Genomic DNA, 17,560 nt, shown 5'->3' with positions numbered 1-17,560 from the left:
GCCATGAGCAAGTTGTCTGCTGTACCCAAGCCGCCGGTTGTGACGGTGGCCGAACTGAACGCCCGCGCCGACCGCATCCTGCCGCAGATCGCCGCCGGTGCCGCGCAACGCGAACGCGACCGCCAGCTGCCGTATGAGGCGGTGGCGCAGATCGCCCAGGCCGGGCTGTTTACCGTGCGGATTCCCAAGCGTTTTGGCGGCGCTGGCGGTTCGGTCAAGGACGTGATTGCCTTGCTGATTCGCATCGCCTCGGCCGACTCCAACGTGGCCCAGGCATTGCGCCCCGGTTTCGGGTTTGTCGAAGGCCTGCTGGCGTCCCGCGCCGAAGGGGCGGAGGAGGAGCGCGAGCGTTGGTTCGCACGCTATCTGCAAGGCGCCGTGATCGGCAATGCCGGTTGGGAAGTCGGCGGCGCCAACGGTTCCATCAGCGCGCGCATCGTGCGTGACGGCGAGCACTTTCGCGCGTCCGGCAGCAAGTACTACAGCACCGGTTCGTTGTACGCCGATTGGGTCAGTGCCGTCGCCCTGGACGAGAATGACCAGCCTGTCTCTTTCATCCTGCCCCGGGACCGCCAGGGCCTTGAGCTGCTGGATGATTTCGATGCCATGGGCCAGCGCCTGACCGCCAGCGGCACCACCCATCTGCATGACGTGCAGGTGTTGGCCAGCGAGATCCGCACTCGCACGGTCGAGGAAGGCAAGCGCACGATTGTCACGCCGTTTCTGCAGGTGTTCCTCGCGGCCGTGCAGGCGGGTATCGCACGCAATGCGCTGAATGACGCGGTGACCTTCGCCAAGGAACATGCGCGGCCCATCAAGCACAGCAGCGCCACGCGCTCGGTGGATGACCCGTATGTAGAGCTGAGTGTGGGCGACGTGTCGGCCCGGGCTTTTACCGCCGAAGCGGTGGTGTTGCACGCGGCCGACTCCATCGACCGCGCCTGGGCTGCCGACCTGGATGCGGTGGCCGTCGACCAGGCCGCAGTGGATGTGGCGCAAGCGCAATACATCGCGGCCGAATCGGCACTCAAGGCTGCAGAGCTGGTGTTCGACGTGGGTGGCGCGTCCACTACCGGCCGTGCCCATAACCTCGACCGGCACTGGCGCAACGCGCGCACCGTGGCCAACCACAATCCCCGGCACTGGAAGGCCGCGGCCGTGGGCGCCTGGCAGCTCAAGGGCACGCCGCCACCGACCTCGGGGCTGTTTTGAACAAAGCCCTCGACCTTTCACACCCTTTGGGCGAGGTGGGCACCGGGCACGCGCGACGGGTACCGATGATCATCGGCTGTGCGCTGTTCATGGAACTGATCGACGCCACGGCGGTGCTCACGGCGCTGCCGCAGATGGCCCAGGATTTCGGCGAACCCAGCGTGCGCATGAACCTGGTGGTGTCGCTGTACCTGCTGGCGGTGGCGCTGTTTGTGCCGGTCAGCGGCTGGGCGGCCGACCGCTTCGGGCCGCGCCGGGTATTTATCAGCGCGATTGTGCTGTTCACCCTGGCGTCGGTGGCGTGTGCCTGCTCGGGCTCGCTGCTGCAATTGTCCCTGGCGCGTCTGGCCCAGGGCGCTTCGGGGGCGATGATGGTGCCGGTGGGGCAGGTGATCCTGCTGCGCTGGTCGGCACGGGAAAACCTGCTGCGCGCCATGTCGTACCTCACGGTGGCGGCGCTGGTGGGGCCGTTGCTCGGGCCGCCGCTGGGCGGGCTGCTGGTGACGGTGTTGTCGTGGCACTGGATCTTCCTGATCAACCTGCCGATTGGCGTGCTCGGGGTGATCCTGGTGCTGCGCTACATCCCGGATTATTCCGGGGCGCCCGGCCAGCCATTGGACGTTCCCGGCCTGTTGCTCAGCGGTGTGGCGCTGGGTGGTCTGGTGTTCGGTTTCGAGGTGCTGGGCCACGGCCTGTTGCCGCGACAGTGGGCATTGCTGCTGATTGGAGGCGGGCTGTTCAGTGCCTGGCTGTATGTCCGGCATGCGCGGCGCACGGCGCACCCGTTGATCGATTTTTCACTGCTGAAAATCCCGACGTTTGCGGTGAGTTTCTGGGGCGGCAACCTGATGCGCATCGGCAGTGCGTCACAGCCGTTTTTGCTGGTGCTGCTGTTTCAGCTGTGTTTCGGGCTTAACCCGTTGCAGGCCGGGCTGTTGAGTGTTGCCGGTGGCGTGGGTGCGTTGCTGATGAAGATGCTGGCGGTACGCATCGTCAGCCGCTTCGGTTTCCGGCGTACCTTGATCAGTAACGCCGTGCTCACAGGTGCAACCATCCTGGCGTGCAGCTTGTTCGAGGTATCAACGCCTTACTGGATTGTAATACTGGTGTTATTTGGCAGCGGGATCATTCGCTCGCTGCAATTCAGCACCCTGGGGGCGCTGACCTACGCCGACGTGCCGCCGGAGCAGTCCAGCCGCGCCAGCAGCCTGTCGGCGATGACCATTCAACTGACCTTGAGTCTGTCGGTGGGCATCGCGGCGGCCTTGCTCGGCTTGATCATGGCCGTGCGTGGGCATGCCACGGTGGAGCAGGGCGATATCGCCTGGATCATGGCGGGTGCCGGATTGCTGTGTGCATTATCGGGGTTGGTTTATCGCAGGCTGTCGCCGCAGGCGGGCTCGGCGATTTATGCAAAACGCGCAGAGGGTACTGGATGATTCGCACGGCACGTATCGAAGATGCAGGTGACATTGCCTGGGTGCATATTCGCAGTTGGCAGGAGGCTTATCGTGAGCTGATGCCGGCGGATTACCTGGCTTCGCTGGAAGCGACACAGCCCAGGCGCGAAGCCTTTTGGCGGCAGTCGATCGAGCAGGCAAACGAGGCTGTATTTGTCGCGGAGGTCGAGGGGCGTGTGGTGGGCTGGATTGCGGTGAGCCCGAGCCGTGATGAGGATGCGGATTCTGGAAAAACCGGTGAAGTGCAGGCGGTGTATGTGCTGGCCGAGCATTGGGGGACCGGGGTGGGCAGGGCGCTGTGGCTCAGGGGCCTGGAGCATCTTGCGAGCCAGGGCCTGGAGACGGCGACGTTGTGGGTGCTGGCTGAAAACCGGCGGGCAGTGCGTTTTTACCAAAACGCCGGTTGGATAGCGCAGGCCGAATCAAGCCGGACCCTCACCCGGGGCGGTCGTGAGCTGGAGGAAATTCGCTACCAATCGCAAACGTAACACTGAACCTGTGGTGAGGGAGGTTGCTGTGGTGAGTACGCTTGCTGTGGAGAGGGAGCTGCTGTGGAGAGGGAGGTTGCTGTGGAGAGGGAGCTTGCTGTGGAGAGGGGCTTGCTGTGGCGAGGGGCTTGCTGTGGCGAGGGAGCTTGCTCCCGCTGGAGTGCGAAGCGCTCCCAGGATTTTGGGGCCGCTGCGCAGCCCAGCGGGAGCAAGCTCCCTCGCCACAGCAAGCTCCTCGCCACAGCAAGCTCCTCTCCACAGCAAGCTCCCTGCTACAGCAGCTCCCTGCCACAGCAAGCCCCCTGCCACAGGTGATTCGGTTGTCTGTTCCATTTGCTGACCATCAAGCACCAACGGTGCCATTTTTGCCTGAAAGCTGCGCGGCCACAGGCGTCATTCAGGAATGCCATAGGCCATGAGCTCGTCTTTTTCATCGTTTCGCACCTGGGATGTCCAGCACTTGCCGTCGACCCCGGCGGCCTTTGTGCGGCATTTCATCGGTCATTTCAAAGGGTGGTACCTGGCGATTCTGCTGCTGCAGATTGCCGCCGTGGTGTGTTCGATCCTGATTCCCTGGGGCCTCGGGCAGATCACCCGCACCGTCAGCAACGGGCTGGACGCGGAGCGGGCGTTTGAGGTGCTGCGCTGGCCGTTGACGCTGTTTGCGGTGCTGCTGGTGTGCGAGGTGTTATTCACCCGTGCAGCGGCAGGCTGCCACATCCATGTGTTGCCGTTGCAGCGGCGCACAGTCACCCACGTGGTCTTCGCCTATCTGCAACAGCACTCCCACCGTTTTATCAGCAACGAGTTCGCAGGCGCCCTGGCGCACCGGGTGTCCGAGGTGACGCTTGGCGTAAACCAGACCCTGAGCATCCTGCTGTTCGACCTGATCCCGCTGCTGGTAACGCTGAGCCTGGCGACAGCGCTGCTGTGGACGGCTTCGCCGCTGTTGGCGCTGTTCATGGCCGGCTGGTCGCTGGCGTTTATCGCCATCTGTTACCTGCTGGCGCGGCGCAGTCATCCCCTTGCTCAACAGTATTCGGCCGCCCGCAGCACCAGCACCGGCAAGGTGGTGGATGCAGTGTCCAACCTGGCCAATATCCGCCTGTTTGCCCGGCATGCGTTCGAGCACAGTTACCTGGGCACCTTCCTCGACAAGGAGGTGACCGCCGCTTACCGCTCACTCGGCTACATGGAGCGCATCCGCTGGTTCCAGACCAGTTGTGGCGTGGTGCTCAAGCTGGGGCTGTTGCTGCTTGCCCTGTACCTGTGGCGCAGTCACCGCATCGATATCGCCGCGTTTGTGATGTCTACCAGCTTGTCGCTGTTGATCATCAGTGACGTGGGCAACCTGTCGCGGCGCTTTCTTGAATTCTTCGAAGCCACCGGCAATATCGCCAACGGCGTGCGCACCCTGATTCGCCCCCACGAAGTCATCGACCAACCCGGTGCCAAGACGTTGCAGGTCAAGCGCGGGGATATCGAGTTTCGCGACGTGGGCTTCAGCTATGGCAGCGGCCGGCCGATTTTCGAGCAGTTGAATATCGTCATCCCCGCCGGCCAGAAAGTCGGCCTGGTGGGCGCTTCGGGCTCCGGCAAGTCGACGCTGCTGAGCCTGCTGCTGCGCCTCTACGACGTGCAGCAAGGCCAGGTGCTGGTGGACGGCAAGGACGTGCGCGATGTGACCCAGCATTCGCTGCACCAGCAGATCGGCCTGATTCCCCAGGAGCCCGGCCTGTTCCACCGCAGCATTCGCGAAAATATTCATTACGGCCGCCTGGATGCCTCGATGGACGAAGTCGCCGAGGCCATTCACCGCGCCGGCGCCAGTGAATTCATCGACAGCATGGAACACGGCTACGAGTCGTTGGTGGGCGAGCGCGGGGTCAAGTTGTCCGGCGGCCAGCGCCAGCGCATTGCGATCGCCCGGGTGTTGCTGAAGAACGCGCCGATCCTGGTGATGGATGAAGCCACCTCGAGCCTGGACTCCATCACCGAGCGCTTTATCCAGGACAAGCTCGACGAAATCATGGAAGACAAGACCGTGCTGGTGGTCGCCCACCGGCTGTCCACCGTGGCCCATCTGGACCGGATCCTGGTGTTCGACAATGGTCGGGTGGTCGAGGACGGCAGCCACGAACAACTGCTGCGCCAGGGCGGGCAATACGCGCGGTTGTGGAGTCGCCAGTTCAGCGATGCCCTGGACGAAGCGGTGCTGTGATCAGGCGGCGTACCGAGTACGCCGCCTGTGGGGTTCAGATCGACAGGTGCAGCACCCGGTCATCCTTGGCGTTGGCCAGGGGCCGGCGCTTGTTGACCTTCAGCTCACCCAGATTGATCAGTAAGGTGCGGGTCACGTTGCGGCTCAACCCCAGCAACTCGGCGGTGTGCACCTGGTTGTGGTGGCACAGCCGGTAGGCGGCGGTCAGCAGGCTGCGCTCGACCTGTTCGTGGAGGTTGTCGATCTGCTCCTCGAACAGCCGCTGGAAGGCCTGCTCGAGCAGGTCATGGGCGGTGGTGCTGTCTTCCTGGCGTTCGATACGCAGGTTGGACATGCGCAGGTCATCGGCCTGGATCACGCCGTCGCGGCAGATCAGCAAGGTGTGGTGGATGACGTTTTCCAGTTCGCGGATGTTCCCCGGCCAACTGTAGGTGGCCAGCCGTTGCTCGGCGTCCTTGCTCAGGATGACCTCGCCATACCCCAGGCGGCGGGTGTAGGTGTCGATGAAGTACTGCACCAGCGGCAGGATATCGCCGGGGCGGTCCCGCAGCGGGCTGAGTTCCAGGTTGACCACGTTCAGGCGGTAGAACAGGTCCTCGCGAAAATGCCCGGCGTTGATGGCTTTTTCCAGCTGCACGTTGGTGGCGGCCAACACCCGCACATTGATCGGAATGCTTTTGCGCGAACCCAGGCGCACCACTTCACGTTCCTGCAACACCCGCAGCAGCTTGACCTGGATCGACATCGGCAGGTCGCCGATTTCATCGAGGAACAGCGTGCCGCCGTTGGCCTCTTCAAACCAGCCGGCCTTGGCGCCGAGGGCGCCGGTGAACGCGCCTTTCTCGTGGCCGAACAGTTCGGCTTCCACCAGGGATTCGGAGAACGCGCCGCAATTCACCGCCACGAACGGCTGTTCCTTGCGGCCGCTGAGGTTGTGGATATGCCGCGCCACCAGCTCTTTGCCGGTGCCGGTTTCGCCGATGATCAGCACGCTGGCTTCGCTCGGCGCGACTTGTTGCACATGCTTGAGCAAGGCCTTGGACCTGGGGTCTTCAAACACCTGTGCGGTGGCGCGGATGGAGGTGGCAAGGGCGGGCGAGGGCGGTAAGGTCAGCAGTTGCATGGTAATCCCTATGAATAAAAAGTCGGGATGGGCGGGGTACCGTTCAGTGCCCATTCGCCCAGTTCATGAAGCTTGTAGTCCAGCGGGTCATGCAGGCTCTGGGTGCGCAGGTTGCGCCAGTGCCTGTCGAGGGCCACCGAGGCGTTGGTCGCCCGTGCGCCGGTAACCTCGAAGACCTTGCTACACAACTCCAGGCCGTTGCGGCTGGCAGCGACTTTGGCGGTGGCGATGGCAATGGCCGCTTCCCCGCGTTCCTCGCTGGTCAGTGCCGGCCCCTTGGCCCATGCCGCGTCCAGCACCTGGCCGGCGCGCTCCACCAACAGGCGGGTGCTTTGCAGCGCCACCCAGAAGTCGCCGTAATGACTGAGGATGTAAGGGTCCTGGGTGCTGTGGCTGGCGCTGGAGCGGAACCACGGGCGGGCTTCTTCCAGGGTGTACTGGCGCGCCTCTTCGAACGCGCCTTCGGCGATGCCGAGGAAGATATTCGCGAAGTGCAGTTGCGCAATCAGCGGGCGCAGGCAGGCAAATGGCGTGCTCAGCGGGCCCGGGTCCAGCAGCAGGTCGGACTCTTCCACACGTACGCGCTTGAAGGTCACGCTGCCGCTGTCGGTCTGGCGCTGGCCCATGTTGTTCCAGTCGTTGTGCAGGATGATCCCGCTGCGGGCACTGGGAATGGCCGCGATCAGCAACTTGCCGCCGGCGCTTTCGTCGATGGCCGAGGCGATCAGCATTTCCGAGTCGTTGGCCCCGGAGCAGAAGTTCTTCTGCCCCGAGAATTCCCTCCAGCCGGTGTGGCGCTTGACCACCGTGCGGGTGTCCAGCGGGTTCAGGGTGTTGCCCCAGAACCAGTTGTTGCTGGCCGTCAGGCTGAACCAGGTTTGCCACTGTGCGGGCGTGGCGAACAACCGGACGGTGGCGAGCATCAGGTGATGAAAACCGAATACGTGGGCGATGGAGCTGTCGACCCGGGCGAATTCGCGCACCACTTCGAAGGTTTCCGACCAGTTGGCGTCCAGCCCGCCGAATTGCCCGGGAATGCTCAGGGACAACAGGCCGCTGCCGCGCAGCTTGTCGCGCTCGGCTTTGGGCGTGCCGCCGCTGGCGTCGCGGTCGACGGCGGTGCGGGCGAATTCGCTCGCCAGGTCACGGGCAATCTCCAGCGGCGTCCTGCGGGTGCAGAGTAAGTTGGCCGTCACGTGAATACCCCATTTAATTAATTTCCCTGAATGTTGGATGGAGCAAGACTCATACCAAGTAATAGTGGGCCGATAACTTGCGCTTTCTTATGGGTGTGCAAGAACGAAGAGTGTCGGATATGCAACTTTTGTTGGTCCGCTGTTGGGATTTGCACAGTTGGGTCCGAGGCTTGTGGGGCGGGGCTTTGGTTATGCTTTTATCGATTAAACATATAATTGAATGTGTTTTTTAAGCGTTGTTGTGAATCGAACATTTCACCAGCAAAGTGTTGCGCCAATGGCGGTTAAATTACGCGCTGGGCCAGCGTTTATTGATGTTTTGACGTGGCACGAACCCTGCAAAGTTGAAAACAGAGCGCGACTATACGAATAGATGCTCCAACTAATTAGAGACCCCAGGAGTATTGAGTCCATGCGGCAACTGTTTGAACCACGCGCTCGTCGTTTTGAGTCACTGGCCACCGCGTCCAGCCTTGGCGTGCTGTTGATGCTGATACACGGTGCGGCTGTTGCCGCCCAGACAGACCCCACCCTGGCCACGGTGGTGGTCACCGGCGCCGAAGCCACCGAAGCGCAAAAAGCCGAGAAGCAACTGGCCAAGGTGCCCGGCAAAACCGCGGTGATCGACAACCGCAAGATCGAGCAGGGCCGGGCGGCGAATGCCGAAGACGTGCTGGCGTTGCAGCCGGGGGTCTTCGCCCAGGCCACCAGCGGCTCGGGCGCCAACAAGATTTCGATCCGTGGTTCGGGCCTCAACACCTTCTACCAAGGCTATGTGCTGGGGATCAAATTTCTCTACGACGGCCTGCCGTTGACCGGCCCGGGCGGCACCCAGGAAGACATGCTGGACATGGCCTCCGTGGACCACACCGAGGTGCTCTATGGCGCCAACGCCTTCCGTTATTCGGCGTTGTCACTGGGTGGCGCGATCAACTTCGTGAGCAAGACCGGCCGCACCGATCCGGGCAACTACGCACGCTTCGAAGCCGGCAGTTTCGGCTACCGCAAGCAGCAACTGAGCACCGGCGGCGTGGACGGCGACAACGACTACTACGTCAGCATCCAGCACAACGAGCGTGACGGTTATCAGGACAACACGCCGAACAAAGGGCAGGGGATCGTCGCCAACTTCGGCCACGTGTTCAGCCCGCAACTGGAGACGCGCTTCTACATTCGCTACAAGGAAGAAACCCTCAGCCAGGGCAACACCCTGACCAAATACCAGCTCAAGCACGACCCCACGAGCAACCTCGTGCCCATCGGGCGCAAGAAGGACGGCTCGACCCTGCTGGGCAGCACCACCACCTACACCTTTGACGACAATGCCAAGCTCGAAGTCGGCCTGGGCTACAACGACTACCCGCTGGACAACGGCTGGCGTTATTCGCCAACGCCCCAGGAATGGCGCTCCCAGGACGTCAACCTGACCCTGCGCTACCTGCGCACCGCCGACACCTTCTTCGGCCTGCGCAGCGACAGCAGCGTGACCTTCAGCAACACCCTGGCGTACCTGGCCGATGTGAAATCCCACAGCAAGGCCACCGGCATCACCCAGCAGAAAACCAACTACACCGGCTCCCGGGACACGGTGTTTTCCCTCGGCAACGAACTGCAACTGAATGACCGTACGTGGCTGTCCACCGGGCTGTCGCTGATTGATATCAAGCGCAAGGCACAGATCGAATACAGCACCAGCACCAATACCAGCGCGTTCCCCAGTGGCGTGGAATACGACGAGACCGACGTCGCGCCGCGCATCGGCCTGCGTTATCAGCTGACCCCGGAATTCGAAGTGTTCGGCAACGTCAGCCGCTCGGTGGACCCACCGGTGACCTGGCAGTTGGGCAGCACCGGCACGCCGTATATCCGCGATGTGCGGCCACAAAAAGCCAACACCGTGGAGTTCGGGATTCGCGGCAGCCACGGTATTTTCGACGGGAGCCTGACGGTCTACCGTTCGTGGGTGCAGAAAGAATTGCTGTCGGTGGTGGTGCGCCAGGCAACCGCTACCCAGGACCAACTGGTGGCCACCTCCAACGGCAGCGCGACCATTCACCAGGGCATCGAAGCCGGCTTGAATGCGCAGCTGTGGGACGGCGGCAATGGCGACACGGTGACCCTGCGCCAGGCCTACACCTTCAACGACTTCCACTACCGCAATGACTCGGTGTTCGGTGACAACCAACTGCCGGGCCTGCCACGGCAGGTCTACCAGGCTGAATTGGAATATCGCCAGGGCAGCGGTTTCTATGCGCAGCTCAACGCCCGGGCGGCGTCCAGCTATTACGTCGACTTTGCCAACTCACTGAGTGCGCCGTCTTACACGTTGTGGGGCGCGAAGGTGGGCTATGAGGCACCGAGCAAGAAGTGGGAAGTGTTCGTCGATGCGCGCAACCTGACCAACAAACGCTATGCCACGGCCACCAACACCGCGTATGACGCCAAGGGCCAGGATTCGGCCAACTTCTATGTGGGGGATGCGTTCAACGTGACCACTGGGGTCGCGTTTCACTTCTGACCGCAGGCCGGCGCTCTAACGAACAAAGGAAATCCTGTGGGAGCTGTCGAGCTTTAGCGAGGCTGCGATGGCGTCAGCACAGTCAACATGGATGTTGCCTGGCCCACCGCTATCGCAGCCTCGCTAAAGCTCGACAGCTCCCACATTTGATTTTTGTTGCGTCCAGAAACCTAGTTCTGCGGCCGCTGCTTGGTCGAATCCAGCTCGGCCTTTTTACCGGTGCTGATCTCGGTGATCTGCGCCGACTTGGCAATCGCAAAATCGAAGGTGTCCTGCATCTTGGCGATCGCATCGGTGGCCGTGCCGTTCAGGCCACCGTTGGCCGCCCAGTCGAAGTTCCATACGCCGGAGAGGTTATCGGCACCCGCCACGTCATGGGTTTCGATGGCGGTGAACACGTCGGGGTGGCGCTCCATATACTGGGCCGCAGCGCTCACATCGGCGGGCACCTTGCCCGAGGCATTGCTGGCCAGTTGCGAAAGCTCTTGCTTGGTAATCGCCGACTTGCCCGACTGGCGCATGTAATCAGCGATCACCTTGCTCGACTTGGAAATATTCAACTTGTCGTCGAATACCGACGTCGAGGCTTTTTGAGTAGTCGGTCCGCCACCGGCGGGTGTTACGGTAGTAGACATCGGCGCTGCTCCCTCAATGGAATGGATGACATCGGCGCCGACGTTAGCATGGGCAATTGGCCATTTATCGCCGGCTTCACAACAATTCGCAGCGGCCGGAAAATTTCACAGGGTTTCGCACAGGGAAGCGATGGTGTTCAGGACGAAGCAGGGGACACACCGGTTTGCCGGGTTTTTCATCAGCCGCAATTTTTCATTGTTATGGCTGGGCCAGGCGCTCTCGTCCTTCGGCGAGTTTGTGTTGGAGAGCACGGTCATCGTCTGGCTGGTGACCGACCTGTTCCGTGACAGCGCCTTTGTGCCGAGCGCCGTTGGCCTGGCGGTGGCGGCATCGGCGCTTCCGCGGGTGCTGGTGGCACCCTTGGCGGGCGCCTGGGTCGATCGCCTGCCTGCGCTCTACGTGATGATCACGGCTGATGCGATCCGGGTTATCAACTTCCTGATCTTTATCCTGATCTATTCGCTGTCCGGACCGGACCCGATGCAGGTATTCGCCGGTGTACTGCTGTTGCTGGTGCTGAACAGCAGCGCCGCGCAGTTCTTCAACCCATCCCGCCAGGCGATCATGCAAGTGATCATTCCCGTTGAGCGTCGGGTGGAAGCGTCGGCCAAGACGATGTTTTCCCTGACCGGCATTTCGGTGCTTTCAGCCTCCGTGGGCCCGGCCTTGTTTGTGTGGGTGGGGCCGATCTGGGCGTTGCTGATCAATGTGCTGGCGTTCAGCTGTTCGGCGCTGTGTATCGTGGCCACCCGGGGCTTGCGCGCCGCATTACCGGTCGAGCGCGCCTCATTCTGGCGTGGACTGTTGGACGGCCTGCGGTTTTGCTGGGGGCACCCGTCGATTCGGACCCTGCTGACCGGTGTGGCGTTGTACGGGGTTTCCCTCGGCATCAACAACGTCGTCCTGTCGTTGTATGCCTTCAAAACGTTGGGCCTGAGCCCGCGTGAATATGGCCTGGTGCTCGCCGCGTTCCCCGTCGGCGGGCTGGTGGCGGCCTTGCTGGTGCGGCCGTTGTTGAGGGCCTTGAGCATTCGCCGGGCGTTTACCGTGGCGCTGCTGTGCCTGGGGTTGAGCTACCTGGGCTACGCGTTGCATCCGCCGTTTTACCTGGCCTGGGCGCTGATGTTCTGCTGCGGGCTGTGCTTTTCGGTGTTTGCCATGGTGCAGGGGCCGATGCTGCAAGAGGCCGTGCCGGCGGGGTATATGGGCCGGGTGTCGGCGACGGTGACGCCGGTGCTGGCCATTGCTTCGTTGACCGGCACCCTGGCGTGTTCCCAGACGCTCAACCTCGTGCAAGGCGCGGATGTGTACGGTGACTACATTGTTATCGCGGCGGGCCTACTGCTCACAGGCGGTGGGTTGATGCTGCTCGGTGAGCGGGCCGGGAAACAGCGGGTCACCCTGTCAGAGTGATTCACCCGCATCCAGCTTGGCCAGCAACCTCTGGCCCCGGTTCCAGAGCGCGTCCTGTTTGGATTCAGGCATGCGATCGAGATTTTTATACAGCATGGCCATGCGTTGATTGCCCCGCAGCCGGTCGCCGTGGCGCATCAGGAAGTGCCAGTAAAGCGAATTGAACGGGCAGGCATTCTCAGCGGTGCTTTCAGTGACTTTGTAGGCACAGTCGCGGCAGTAGTCCGACATGCGCTTTATATATTGGCCGCTCGCGCAATACGGTTTGGACCCGAGGTAGCCGCCATCGGCATGCATCACCATGCCCAATGTGTTGGGCAGTTCGACCCAGTCGAAAGCGTCCATGTAGATCGCCAGGTACCACTCGCATATCTGGCTGGGCACGATGCCGGCCAGCAGGGCGAAATTGCCGGTGACCATCAGCCGCTGGATGTGATGGGCGTAGGCGTGTTTCAAGCTTTGGCCGATCGCCTGGCGCATGCAGTTCATTTGCGTCTCGCCCGTCCAGTAGAACTCCGGCAGCGGGCGGCTGTTGCCGAAGGCATTGCCGGCGGCGTAGTCCGGCATCTTCAGCCAGTAGACGCCGCGCACGTATTCACGCCAGCCAATCAGTTGGCGGATAAAACCTTCGGCGGCATTCAGCCCGATGCTGCCCGACCAATAGGCCGCTTCCACATCGCTGCACAGCTGGCGCAGGTCCAGCAGGCCGATGTTCAGCGCCGCGCTGATACGGGCGTGAAACAGAAACGGCTCGTCGCTGGCCATGGCGTCCTGGTAGTCGCCGAAGCCCGCCAGGCCGTAATCCAGGAAGTAATCCCAGAGTGCCAGGGCATCGGCGTGGGTCACCGGGTAATCGAAAGTGTCGAGAGCGCCGTAGTGGCTGCTGAAGTGTTCAGCCACCAGCGCCAACACGTCCTGGGTGATCGAGTCCGAGCTGAAGCGCGCCGGGTAGGGCGCCTTGGTTCCCTTGGGCAGGGCCTTGCGGTTGTCTGCATCAAAGTTCCAGGCGCCGCCGACCGGCGTCCCGTCACCGTTGAGCAACAGCCGGCTCTTGCGGCGCATCTCCCGGTAGAAGAACTCCATGCGCAGCTGTTTTTTGCCGCTTGCCCAGGCAGCGAACTCGTCGCGGCTGCACAGGAATCGGCTGTCGGCGTGCCACTGGAGCGCTAAGCCGCAGTCTTTCAGGGATTGCTCCAGGCGCCAGTCGCCGCATTCGGTCAGGTGCACTTCACGCGCTTGCATCAGCGATTGCCAGCGCCTTAACTCGCCCGGTACCGAGCCGGTGTTTTGCGGGTCATCCAGGGTGACGTACTGCACCCGAATGCCGCGCTGCTGCAACGCCTGGGCAAAGTGGCGCATGGCGCTGAAGACCAGGACGATTTTCTGCGGGTGGTGGGGTACATGGCTGGCTTCCTCCATCACCTCGACCATCAAGACCGCGTCGCGCTGGCTATCCAGCCCCTTCAACGAGGCGAGGTCAAACGACAACTGGTCGCCCAGCACCAGGCACAGATTTCGAACTGGAGGGATCACCAGGGCACTTCCAGGGAAAACGGTGTGCGCAGTGGCTCGATAGGCCCTTCACGCCGGCCGCACATTTCATCATGGACGCACTGATGCACCAGGGTGCAGGGGAATGCCGGGACTGATTGCAACACGTCACGCAGGTGATTGACGGAGCGAAAGTGCATGGGCTTTGCGGCGGCGTCCAGCAGCGTGAACTGGCCGTGGTCCAGCCGGACGCGCGCCAGATAGAAACCGCCTTCCAGGGAGAGCAGTTCCATCTCACGTACCTTGCCGTCAGTGGCCAGTTTGGTCAGGGCATGCAGGTTCACGGTTCACTCCAATAGACGGATCATTGCGTTCTCCCTGTACGGGCGTGATACAGCGGACGCTATACCTGATACTTGTACACAAAATTAATTTTGTACAGGTATTTTGAGAAGCCTCCCGGCTGCTCCTGCTACTGACCTGCACATTTATGGCGCGCTCCCTGGGCCATTTGGTAGCAGCTTCCTGCGATGCACCGTTTGCGCATCGTGAAATGGCGCCCTCCAACTCCATCTGAATCAATCACTTAAACCTTTAACCGCCAATCTGGCACGCAAACTGCTTTTTTGCATTTGTGGATAATTGGATACAAAAATTCAAAAGGTGCCGCCCATGCAATTCGCTCCCGCTTACGTTGATCGCCAGCCGCTGACCGCCGAGGAGGAGGCCTACGCCTTTTTGCTGGACGCGATTTGCAGTGGTCGCTACCGCAAGGGCGACCGGTTGATCGCCGAAGACATCGCCAGCGAGATCGGCATGAGCCGCATGCCGGTGCGCGAAGCCTTTCGCCGCCTGGATGCCCAGGGCCTGGTGACCTTGCGGCCCAACCGGGGTGCCATCGTCAGTGGCCTGGATATCGACGAATTACACGAAGTCTTCGAGATGCGCAGCGCGCTCGAGGGCCTCGCGGTGCGCGTGGCGGTCGGGCGCATCGGCGAGCGCCAGTTGGCCGCGCTGGAGCGGCTGCTGGACGAGATGGACGACTACCGCGATGAAAGCGCCGAGTGGGTCAGCCGGCACCGCGCCTTTCACGAATACCTGTGCAGCCTCAGCGGCCGCCCGCGGCTGATGAAGCAGATCTCGGCGCTGTATTCCCTGGTAGAGGCGCCGATGCGGCTATGGCTGCAACACGGCGAGAAACCCCTGAGTGCCCGCCAGGAACACGCGGTGATCCTCGATGCGATCCGTGCCGGTGACGCCGACCGCGCCGAAGCCGTGGTGCGCGAACACATCGAAGGCACCGTGCCGGCGCTGATTCAGTTCCTGCAAACGGAAAAATAGAAGCGGGTTTCAACCCGCCCGTGTTTTGACTTTGAGTCCTGCCCCCGTTGTTCAACGAAGTGGAGTGTCTGGTCATGCATAAACGCCGCGCCTTGCTGGTCGCTGTCTCCCTGGGCCTTTGCACACAATGGGCCACTGCTGCGCCCCAGGTGCCGGAGCGCCTGCAAAAGGTCGACAAACTGGTGTATTGCTCAGGGATGGATTCACCGCCCCTGGTGTCCTTCGACGAAGCCCAGAAACCCCGGGGACTGACCGTCGACCTGGGCCTGGAAATCGCCAAGCGCCTGGGGAACAAGCAGGTGCAGTGGCGGGTGATTCCGTTCTCCGGGCTGGTACCGGCGCTGCTGGCCCAGCAGTGCGACATGATCGTCGACCAGCTGTTCGACAAGCCCGAGCGGCGGCAAGTGATCGACATCGTCAACTACATGTATTCCAGCCAGTCGGTGGTGGTGCCCAAGGGCAACCCCAAGGGCATCCAGGCGCTGGATGACCTGTCCGGGCACAAGGTGGCGGTGCTTAACGGCTCCACCATCAAGACCCTGCTCGACGCCCAGAACGACAGCCTGGCCAAGGCCGGCAAGCCACCGATGAAACTGGTGGTGTACAACACCGACACCGATGCCTTCCAGGCCCTGCGCATCAACCAGGTGGACGCCTATGGCACCACCGTGGAGACCGCCGGTTACTACGCCGCGATGGCCCCGGAGCTGTTCCAGGAAGGCGTGCCGGCGTTCAGCCGGATCCTCACAGGCTTGGGCATCCGCAAGGATGACCCGCAGCTCAGCGCCGCGGTGCAGCAAGTGGTGAGCGACATGCGCAGCGACGGCAGTTACGTCCAGTTGCTGAACAAGTGGCATGTCAGCAGCGACACACTCGACTGAGGCAAACCCGCGATGAACTTCAATTGGGATGTGTTCTGGCAGTACCTGCTGCAGCCCAGCGGGGTGTACCTCACCGGGCTCTGGCTGACCTGCCTGATCGCGGTGTCGGCGATGCTGCTGGGCTGTGCGTTGGGGCTGGCGGCGGCGTTGTTGCGGCTGTCGAAGAACCCGCTGCTGCACCTGCCGGTACGCTTTTATGTGTGGCTGATGCGCGGCACGCCGTTGCTGGTGCAGATCGTGTTTTTGTACACGGCGCTGGCGGCGGGCGGGATTTTCCGTTTCGAGGATATCGACCTGTTCGGCCTGGTCATTCCCGGGAATATCCAGGCGGCGATCATCGCTCTGGGCCTGAATGAAGGCGCCTATATGGCCGAGATCATCCGGGCGGGCATCGGCGCGGTGGACAAGGGCCAATACGAAGCCGGACGTTCCCTGGGCATGGGCTTCGCCAAGCTGATGCGCCGCATCGTACTGCCCCAGGCGTTCCGGGTGATCGTCCCGCCGCTGGGCAACGAGTTCAACGTGATGCTCAAGAACACCACCCTGGTGAGTGTGATCGGCGTGCAGGAGCTGTTGCTCAGTACCCAGATGGTCACCTCGGCCACCTTCCGGGTGTTCGAGTTGTACCTGGTGGTCGCCATCTACTTCCTGTTGCTGACCACGCTCTGGGGCTTTTTCCAGCGTTGGCTGGAGGCGCGTTTCGGCCAGTCGGATCGGCCCTCATCGCCGCCGCCGGCGTCCAGCCGGATGTTCGGTCGCAGCACCCTGAAATTGCTGAGGGGACGCTAACCATGGCGCACAAAAGTGAAGAGTTGATCATCGAGGCGCTGGATGTGCACAAGTCCTTCGGCCGGTTGCAGATCCTCAAGGGCATTTCCCTGCAAGTGCGCCGGGGCGAAGTGGTGGTGCTGATCGGCGCCTCGGGCTCCGGCAAGACCACCTTTATCCGCTGCATCAATCTGCTGGAAGACATCCAGGGCGGGCGCATCCGCGTCAACGGCCGGGCCATGGGCTATCGCGAACGCGCCGACGGCAGCATGGTGCGGGACTCGGAACGCAACATCGCCCGCCAGCGCCGGGACATCGGCATGGTGTTCCAGCGCTTCAACCTGTTCCCCCATATGACCGCCCTTGAGAACATCATCGAGGCACCGATCCAGGTGCTCGGGGTGCCGCGTGCCGCCGCGCTGGAGCAAGCCCGCGGCCTGCTGGAGCGTGTAGGCCTGGCAGACAAGGCCGACCACTATCCGTCGATGCTCTCGGGTGGGCAGCAGCAACGGGTGGCGATCGCCCGGGCGCTGGCCATGAAGCCCCAGGCCATGTTGTTCGACGAGCCCACCAGCGCCCTCGACCCGGAAACCGTGGGCGAAGTGCTGCAAGTGATGAAAGAGCTGGCCGAGGAGGGCATGACCATGGTGGTCGTGACCCACGAAATGGGCTTTGCCCGTGAAGTGGCCGACCGCGTGGTGGTGCTCGACCAGGGCGAACTCATCGAACAAGGGCCGCCGGAACAGATTTTCAGCCGTCCCAGCCATCCCCGTACCCGGGCCTTTCTCAGCCGTGTGCTATGACCCTCCCAA

At 62.4% G+C, this 17,560-nt stretch carries 15 protein-coding genes; 10 read left to right on the top strand and 5 right to left on the bottom strand.

Annotated features, from left to right (window positions below; all coding sequences use genetic code 11):
- The first annotated feature begins 3 nt into the window (after positions 1–3).
- The 4 genes from V3W39_RS00135 (at position 4) to V3W39_RS00120 (ending at position 5,381) form a co-directional block, all read left to right on the top strand.
- Positions 4–1,212, top strand: coding sequence for an acyl-CoA dehydrogenase family protein (locus tag V3W39_RS00135; RefSeq protein ID WP_259198432.1), 1,209 nt, complete (start codon positions 4–6; stop codon positions 1,210–1,212).
- Positions 1,209–2,651, top strand: a complete 1,443-nt coding sequence (locus tag V3W39_RS00130) for an MFS transporter (RefSeq protein WP_330211864.1) — start codon at positions 1,209–1,211, stop codon at positions 2,649–2,651. The genes V3W39_RS00135 and V3W39_RS00130 overlap by 4 nt, the downstream gene beginning before the upstream one ends.
- Positions 2,648–3,160, top strand: a complete 513-nt coding sequence (locus V3W39_RS00125) for a GNAT family N-acetyltransferase (RefSeq protein WP_330211863.1) — start codon at positions 2,648–2,650, stop codon at positions 3,158–3,160. Before V3W39_RS00130 ends, V3W39_RS00125 begins: the two co-directional genes overlap by 4 nt.
- 415 nt (positions 3,161–3,575) lie before the next feature.
- Positions 3,576–5,381 carry an ABC transporter ATP-binding protein gene (locus V3W39_RS00120; protein WP_330211862.1) on the top strand — a complete coding sequence of 602 codons (1,806 nt, stop codon included), beginning with the start codon at positions 3,576–3,578 and terminating at the stop codon, positions 5,379–5,381.
- Between the two features lie 34 nt (positions 5,382–5,415).
- Here V3W39_RS00120 and V3W39_RS00115 read toward each other — a convergent pair whose 3' ends face one another.
- Positions 5,416–6,504, bottom strand: a complete 1,089-nt coding sequence (locus V3W39_RS00115; RefSeq protein ID WP_177048678.1) for a sigma-54 interaction domain-containing protein — start codon at positions 6,502–6,504, stop codon at positions 5,416–5,418.
- 8 nt (positions 6,505–6,512) lie between these two features.
- Entirely contained in the window at positions 6,513–7,700 is a 1,188-nt protein-coding gene (locus V3W39_RS00110) for an acyl-CoA dehydrogenase family protein (protein ID WP_177078360.1), read from the bottom strand.
- A 412-nt stretch (positions 7,701–8,112) separates the two neighbouring features.
- On the opposite strand from V3W39_RS00110, the gene V3W39_RS00105 reads away from it, so the two are divergent.
- Positions 8,113–10,218, top strand: coding sequence for a TonB-dependent receptor family protein (locus tag V3W39_RS00105; protein WP_177048681.1), 2,106 nt, complete (start codon positions 8,113–8,115; stop codon positions 10,216–10,218).
- A gap of 170 nt (positions 10,219–10,388) precedes the next feature.
- Here the strand turns inward: V3W39_RS00105 and V3W39_RS00100 are convergent, their stop codons facing one another.
- Complete coding sequence (locus V3W39_RS00100) at positions 10,389–10,853, bottom strand: hypothetical protein (protein ID WP_177078356.1); 465 nt, start codon at positions 10,851–10,853, stop codon at positions 10,389–10,391.
- Positions 10,854–10,986: 133 nt separating this feature from the next.
- On the opposite strand from V3W39_RS00100, the gene V3W39_RS00095 reads away from it, so the two are divergent.
- Positions 10,987–12,267, top strand: coding sequence for an MFS transporter (locus tag V3W39_RS00095; RefSeq protein ID WP_259198435.1), 1,281 nt, complete (start codon positions 10,987–10,989; stop codon positions 12,265–12,267).
- Here V3W39_RS00095 and V3W39_RS00090 read toward each other — a convergent pair.
- On the bottom strand, positions 12,259–13,800 hold the full coding sequence (locus V3W39_RS00090; protein ID WP_330211861.1) for a cryptochrome/photolyase family protein: 1,542 nt from the start codon (positions 13,798–13,800) through the stop codon (positions 12,259–12,261). The genes V3W39_RS00095 and V3W39_RS00090 overlap by 9 nt on opposite strands.
- The gene (locus V3W39_RS00085) at positions 13,797–14,102 is read right to left on the bottom strand and encodes a DUF6482 family protein (protein WP_177078350.1); all 306 of its coding nucleotides are present in this window, start codon (positions 14,100–14,102) and stop codon (positions 13,797–13,799) included. The genes V3W39_RS00090 and V3W39_RS00085 overlap by 4 nt, the downstream gene beginning before the upstream one ends.
- Before the next feature lie 328 nt (positions 14,103–14,430).
- Between V3W39_RS00085 and V3W39_RS00080 the strand changes: the two genes are divergently transcribed.
- The 4 genes from V3W39_RS00080 to V3W39_RS00065 all read left to right on the top strand — a co-directional run bounded on the left by V3W39_RS00080 (position 14,431) and on the right by V3W39_RS00065 (position 17,551).
- The gene (locus V3W39_RS00080) at positions 14,431–15,099 is read left to right on the top strand and encodes a GntR family transcriptional regulator (RefSeq protein WP_177078348.1); all 669 of its coding nucleotides are present in this window, start codon (positions 14,431–14,433) and stop codon (positions 15,097–15,099) included.
- 74 nt (positions 15,100–15,173) lie between these two features.
- Positions 15,174–15,980: an ABC transporter substrate-binding protein gene (locus tag V3W39_RS00075; protein WP_177078346.1), complete on the top strand. Its 807-nt coding sequence runs from the start codon at positions 15,174–15,176 to the stop codon at positions 15,978–15,980.
- Between the two features lie 12 nt (positions 15,981–15,992).
- The gene (locus tag V3W39_RS00070) at positions 15,993–16,769 is read left to right on the top strand and encodes an amino acid ABC transporter permease (RefSeq protein WP_177115499.1); all 777 of its coding nucleotides are present in this window, start codon (positions 15,993–15,995) and stop codon (positions 16,767–16,769) included.
- A gap of 2 nt (positions 16,770–16,771) precedes the next feature.
- Positions 16,772–17,551, top strand: a complete 780-nt coding sequence (locus tag V3W39_RS00065; RefSeq protein WP_330211860.1) for an amino acid ABC transporter ATP-binding protein — start codon at positions 16,772–16,774, stop codon at positions 17,549–17,551.
- Positions 17,552–17,560 lie beyond the last annotated feature (9 nt).

It is taken from the genome of Pseudomonas sp. Z18(2022) (genome assembly GCF_036346535.1).
Taxonomy (GTDB): Bacteria; Pseudomonadota; Gammaproteobacteria; order Pseudomonadales; family Pseudomonadaceae; genus Aquipseudomonas; species Aquipseudomonas yamanorum_A.
This window is presented reverse-complemented; position numbering and strand designations above follow the sequence as displayed.

Bases quoted from the DNA above. Each gene is read 5' to 3' on its own strand.
- V3W39_RS00135 (WP_259198432.1), top strand. From the start codon at position 4: ATGAGCAAGTTGTCTGCTGTACCCAAGCCGCCGGTTGTGACGGTGGCC.
- V3W39_RS00125 (WP_330211863.1), top strand. From the start codon at position 2,648: ATGATTCGCACGGCACGTATCGAAGATGCAGGTGACATTGCCTGGGTG.
- V3W39_RS00120 (WP_330211862.1), top strand. From the start codon at position 3,576: ATGAGCTCGTCTTTTTCATCGTTTCGCACCTGGGATGTCCAGCACTTG.
- V3W39_RS00115 (WP_177048678.1), bottom strand. From the start codon at position 6,504: ATGCAACTGCTGACCTTACCGCCCTCGCCCGCCCTTGCCACCTCCATC.
- V3W39_RS00105 (WP_177048681.1), top strand. From the start codon at position 8,113: ATGCGGCAACTGTTTGAACCACGCGCTCGTCGTTTTGAGTCACTGGCC.
- V3W39_RS00100 (WP_177078356.1), bottom strand. From the start codon at position 10,853: ATGTCTACTACCGTAACACCCGCCGGTGGCGGACCGACTACTCAAAAA.
- V3W39_RS00080 (WP_177078348.1), top strand. From the start codon at position 14,431: ATGCAATTCGCTCCCGCTTACGTTGATCGCCAGCCGCTGACCGCCGAG.
- V3W39_RS00075 (WP_177078346.1), top strand. From the start codon at position 15,174: ATGCATAAACGCCGCGCCTTGCTGGTCGCTGTCTCCCTGGGCCTTTGC.
- V3W39_RS00070 (WP_177115499.1), top strand. From the start codon at position 15,993: ATGAACTTCAATTGGGATGTGTTCTGGCAGTACCTGCTGCAGCCCAGC.
- V3W39_RS00065 (WP_330211860.1), top strand. From the start codon at position 16,772: ATGGCGCACAAAAGTGAAGAGTTGATCATCGAGGCGCTGGATGTGCAC.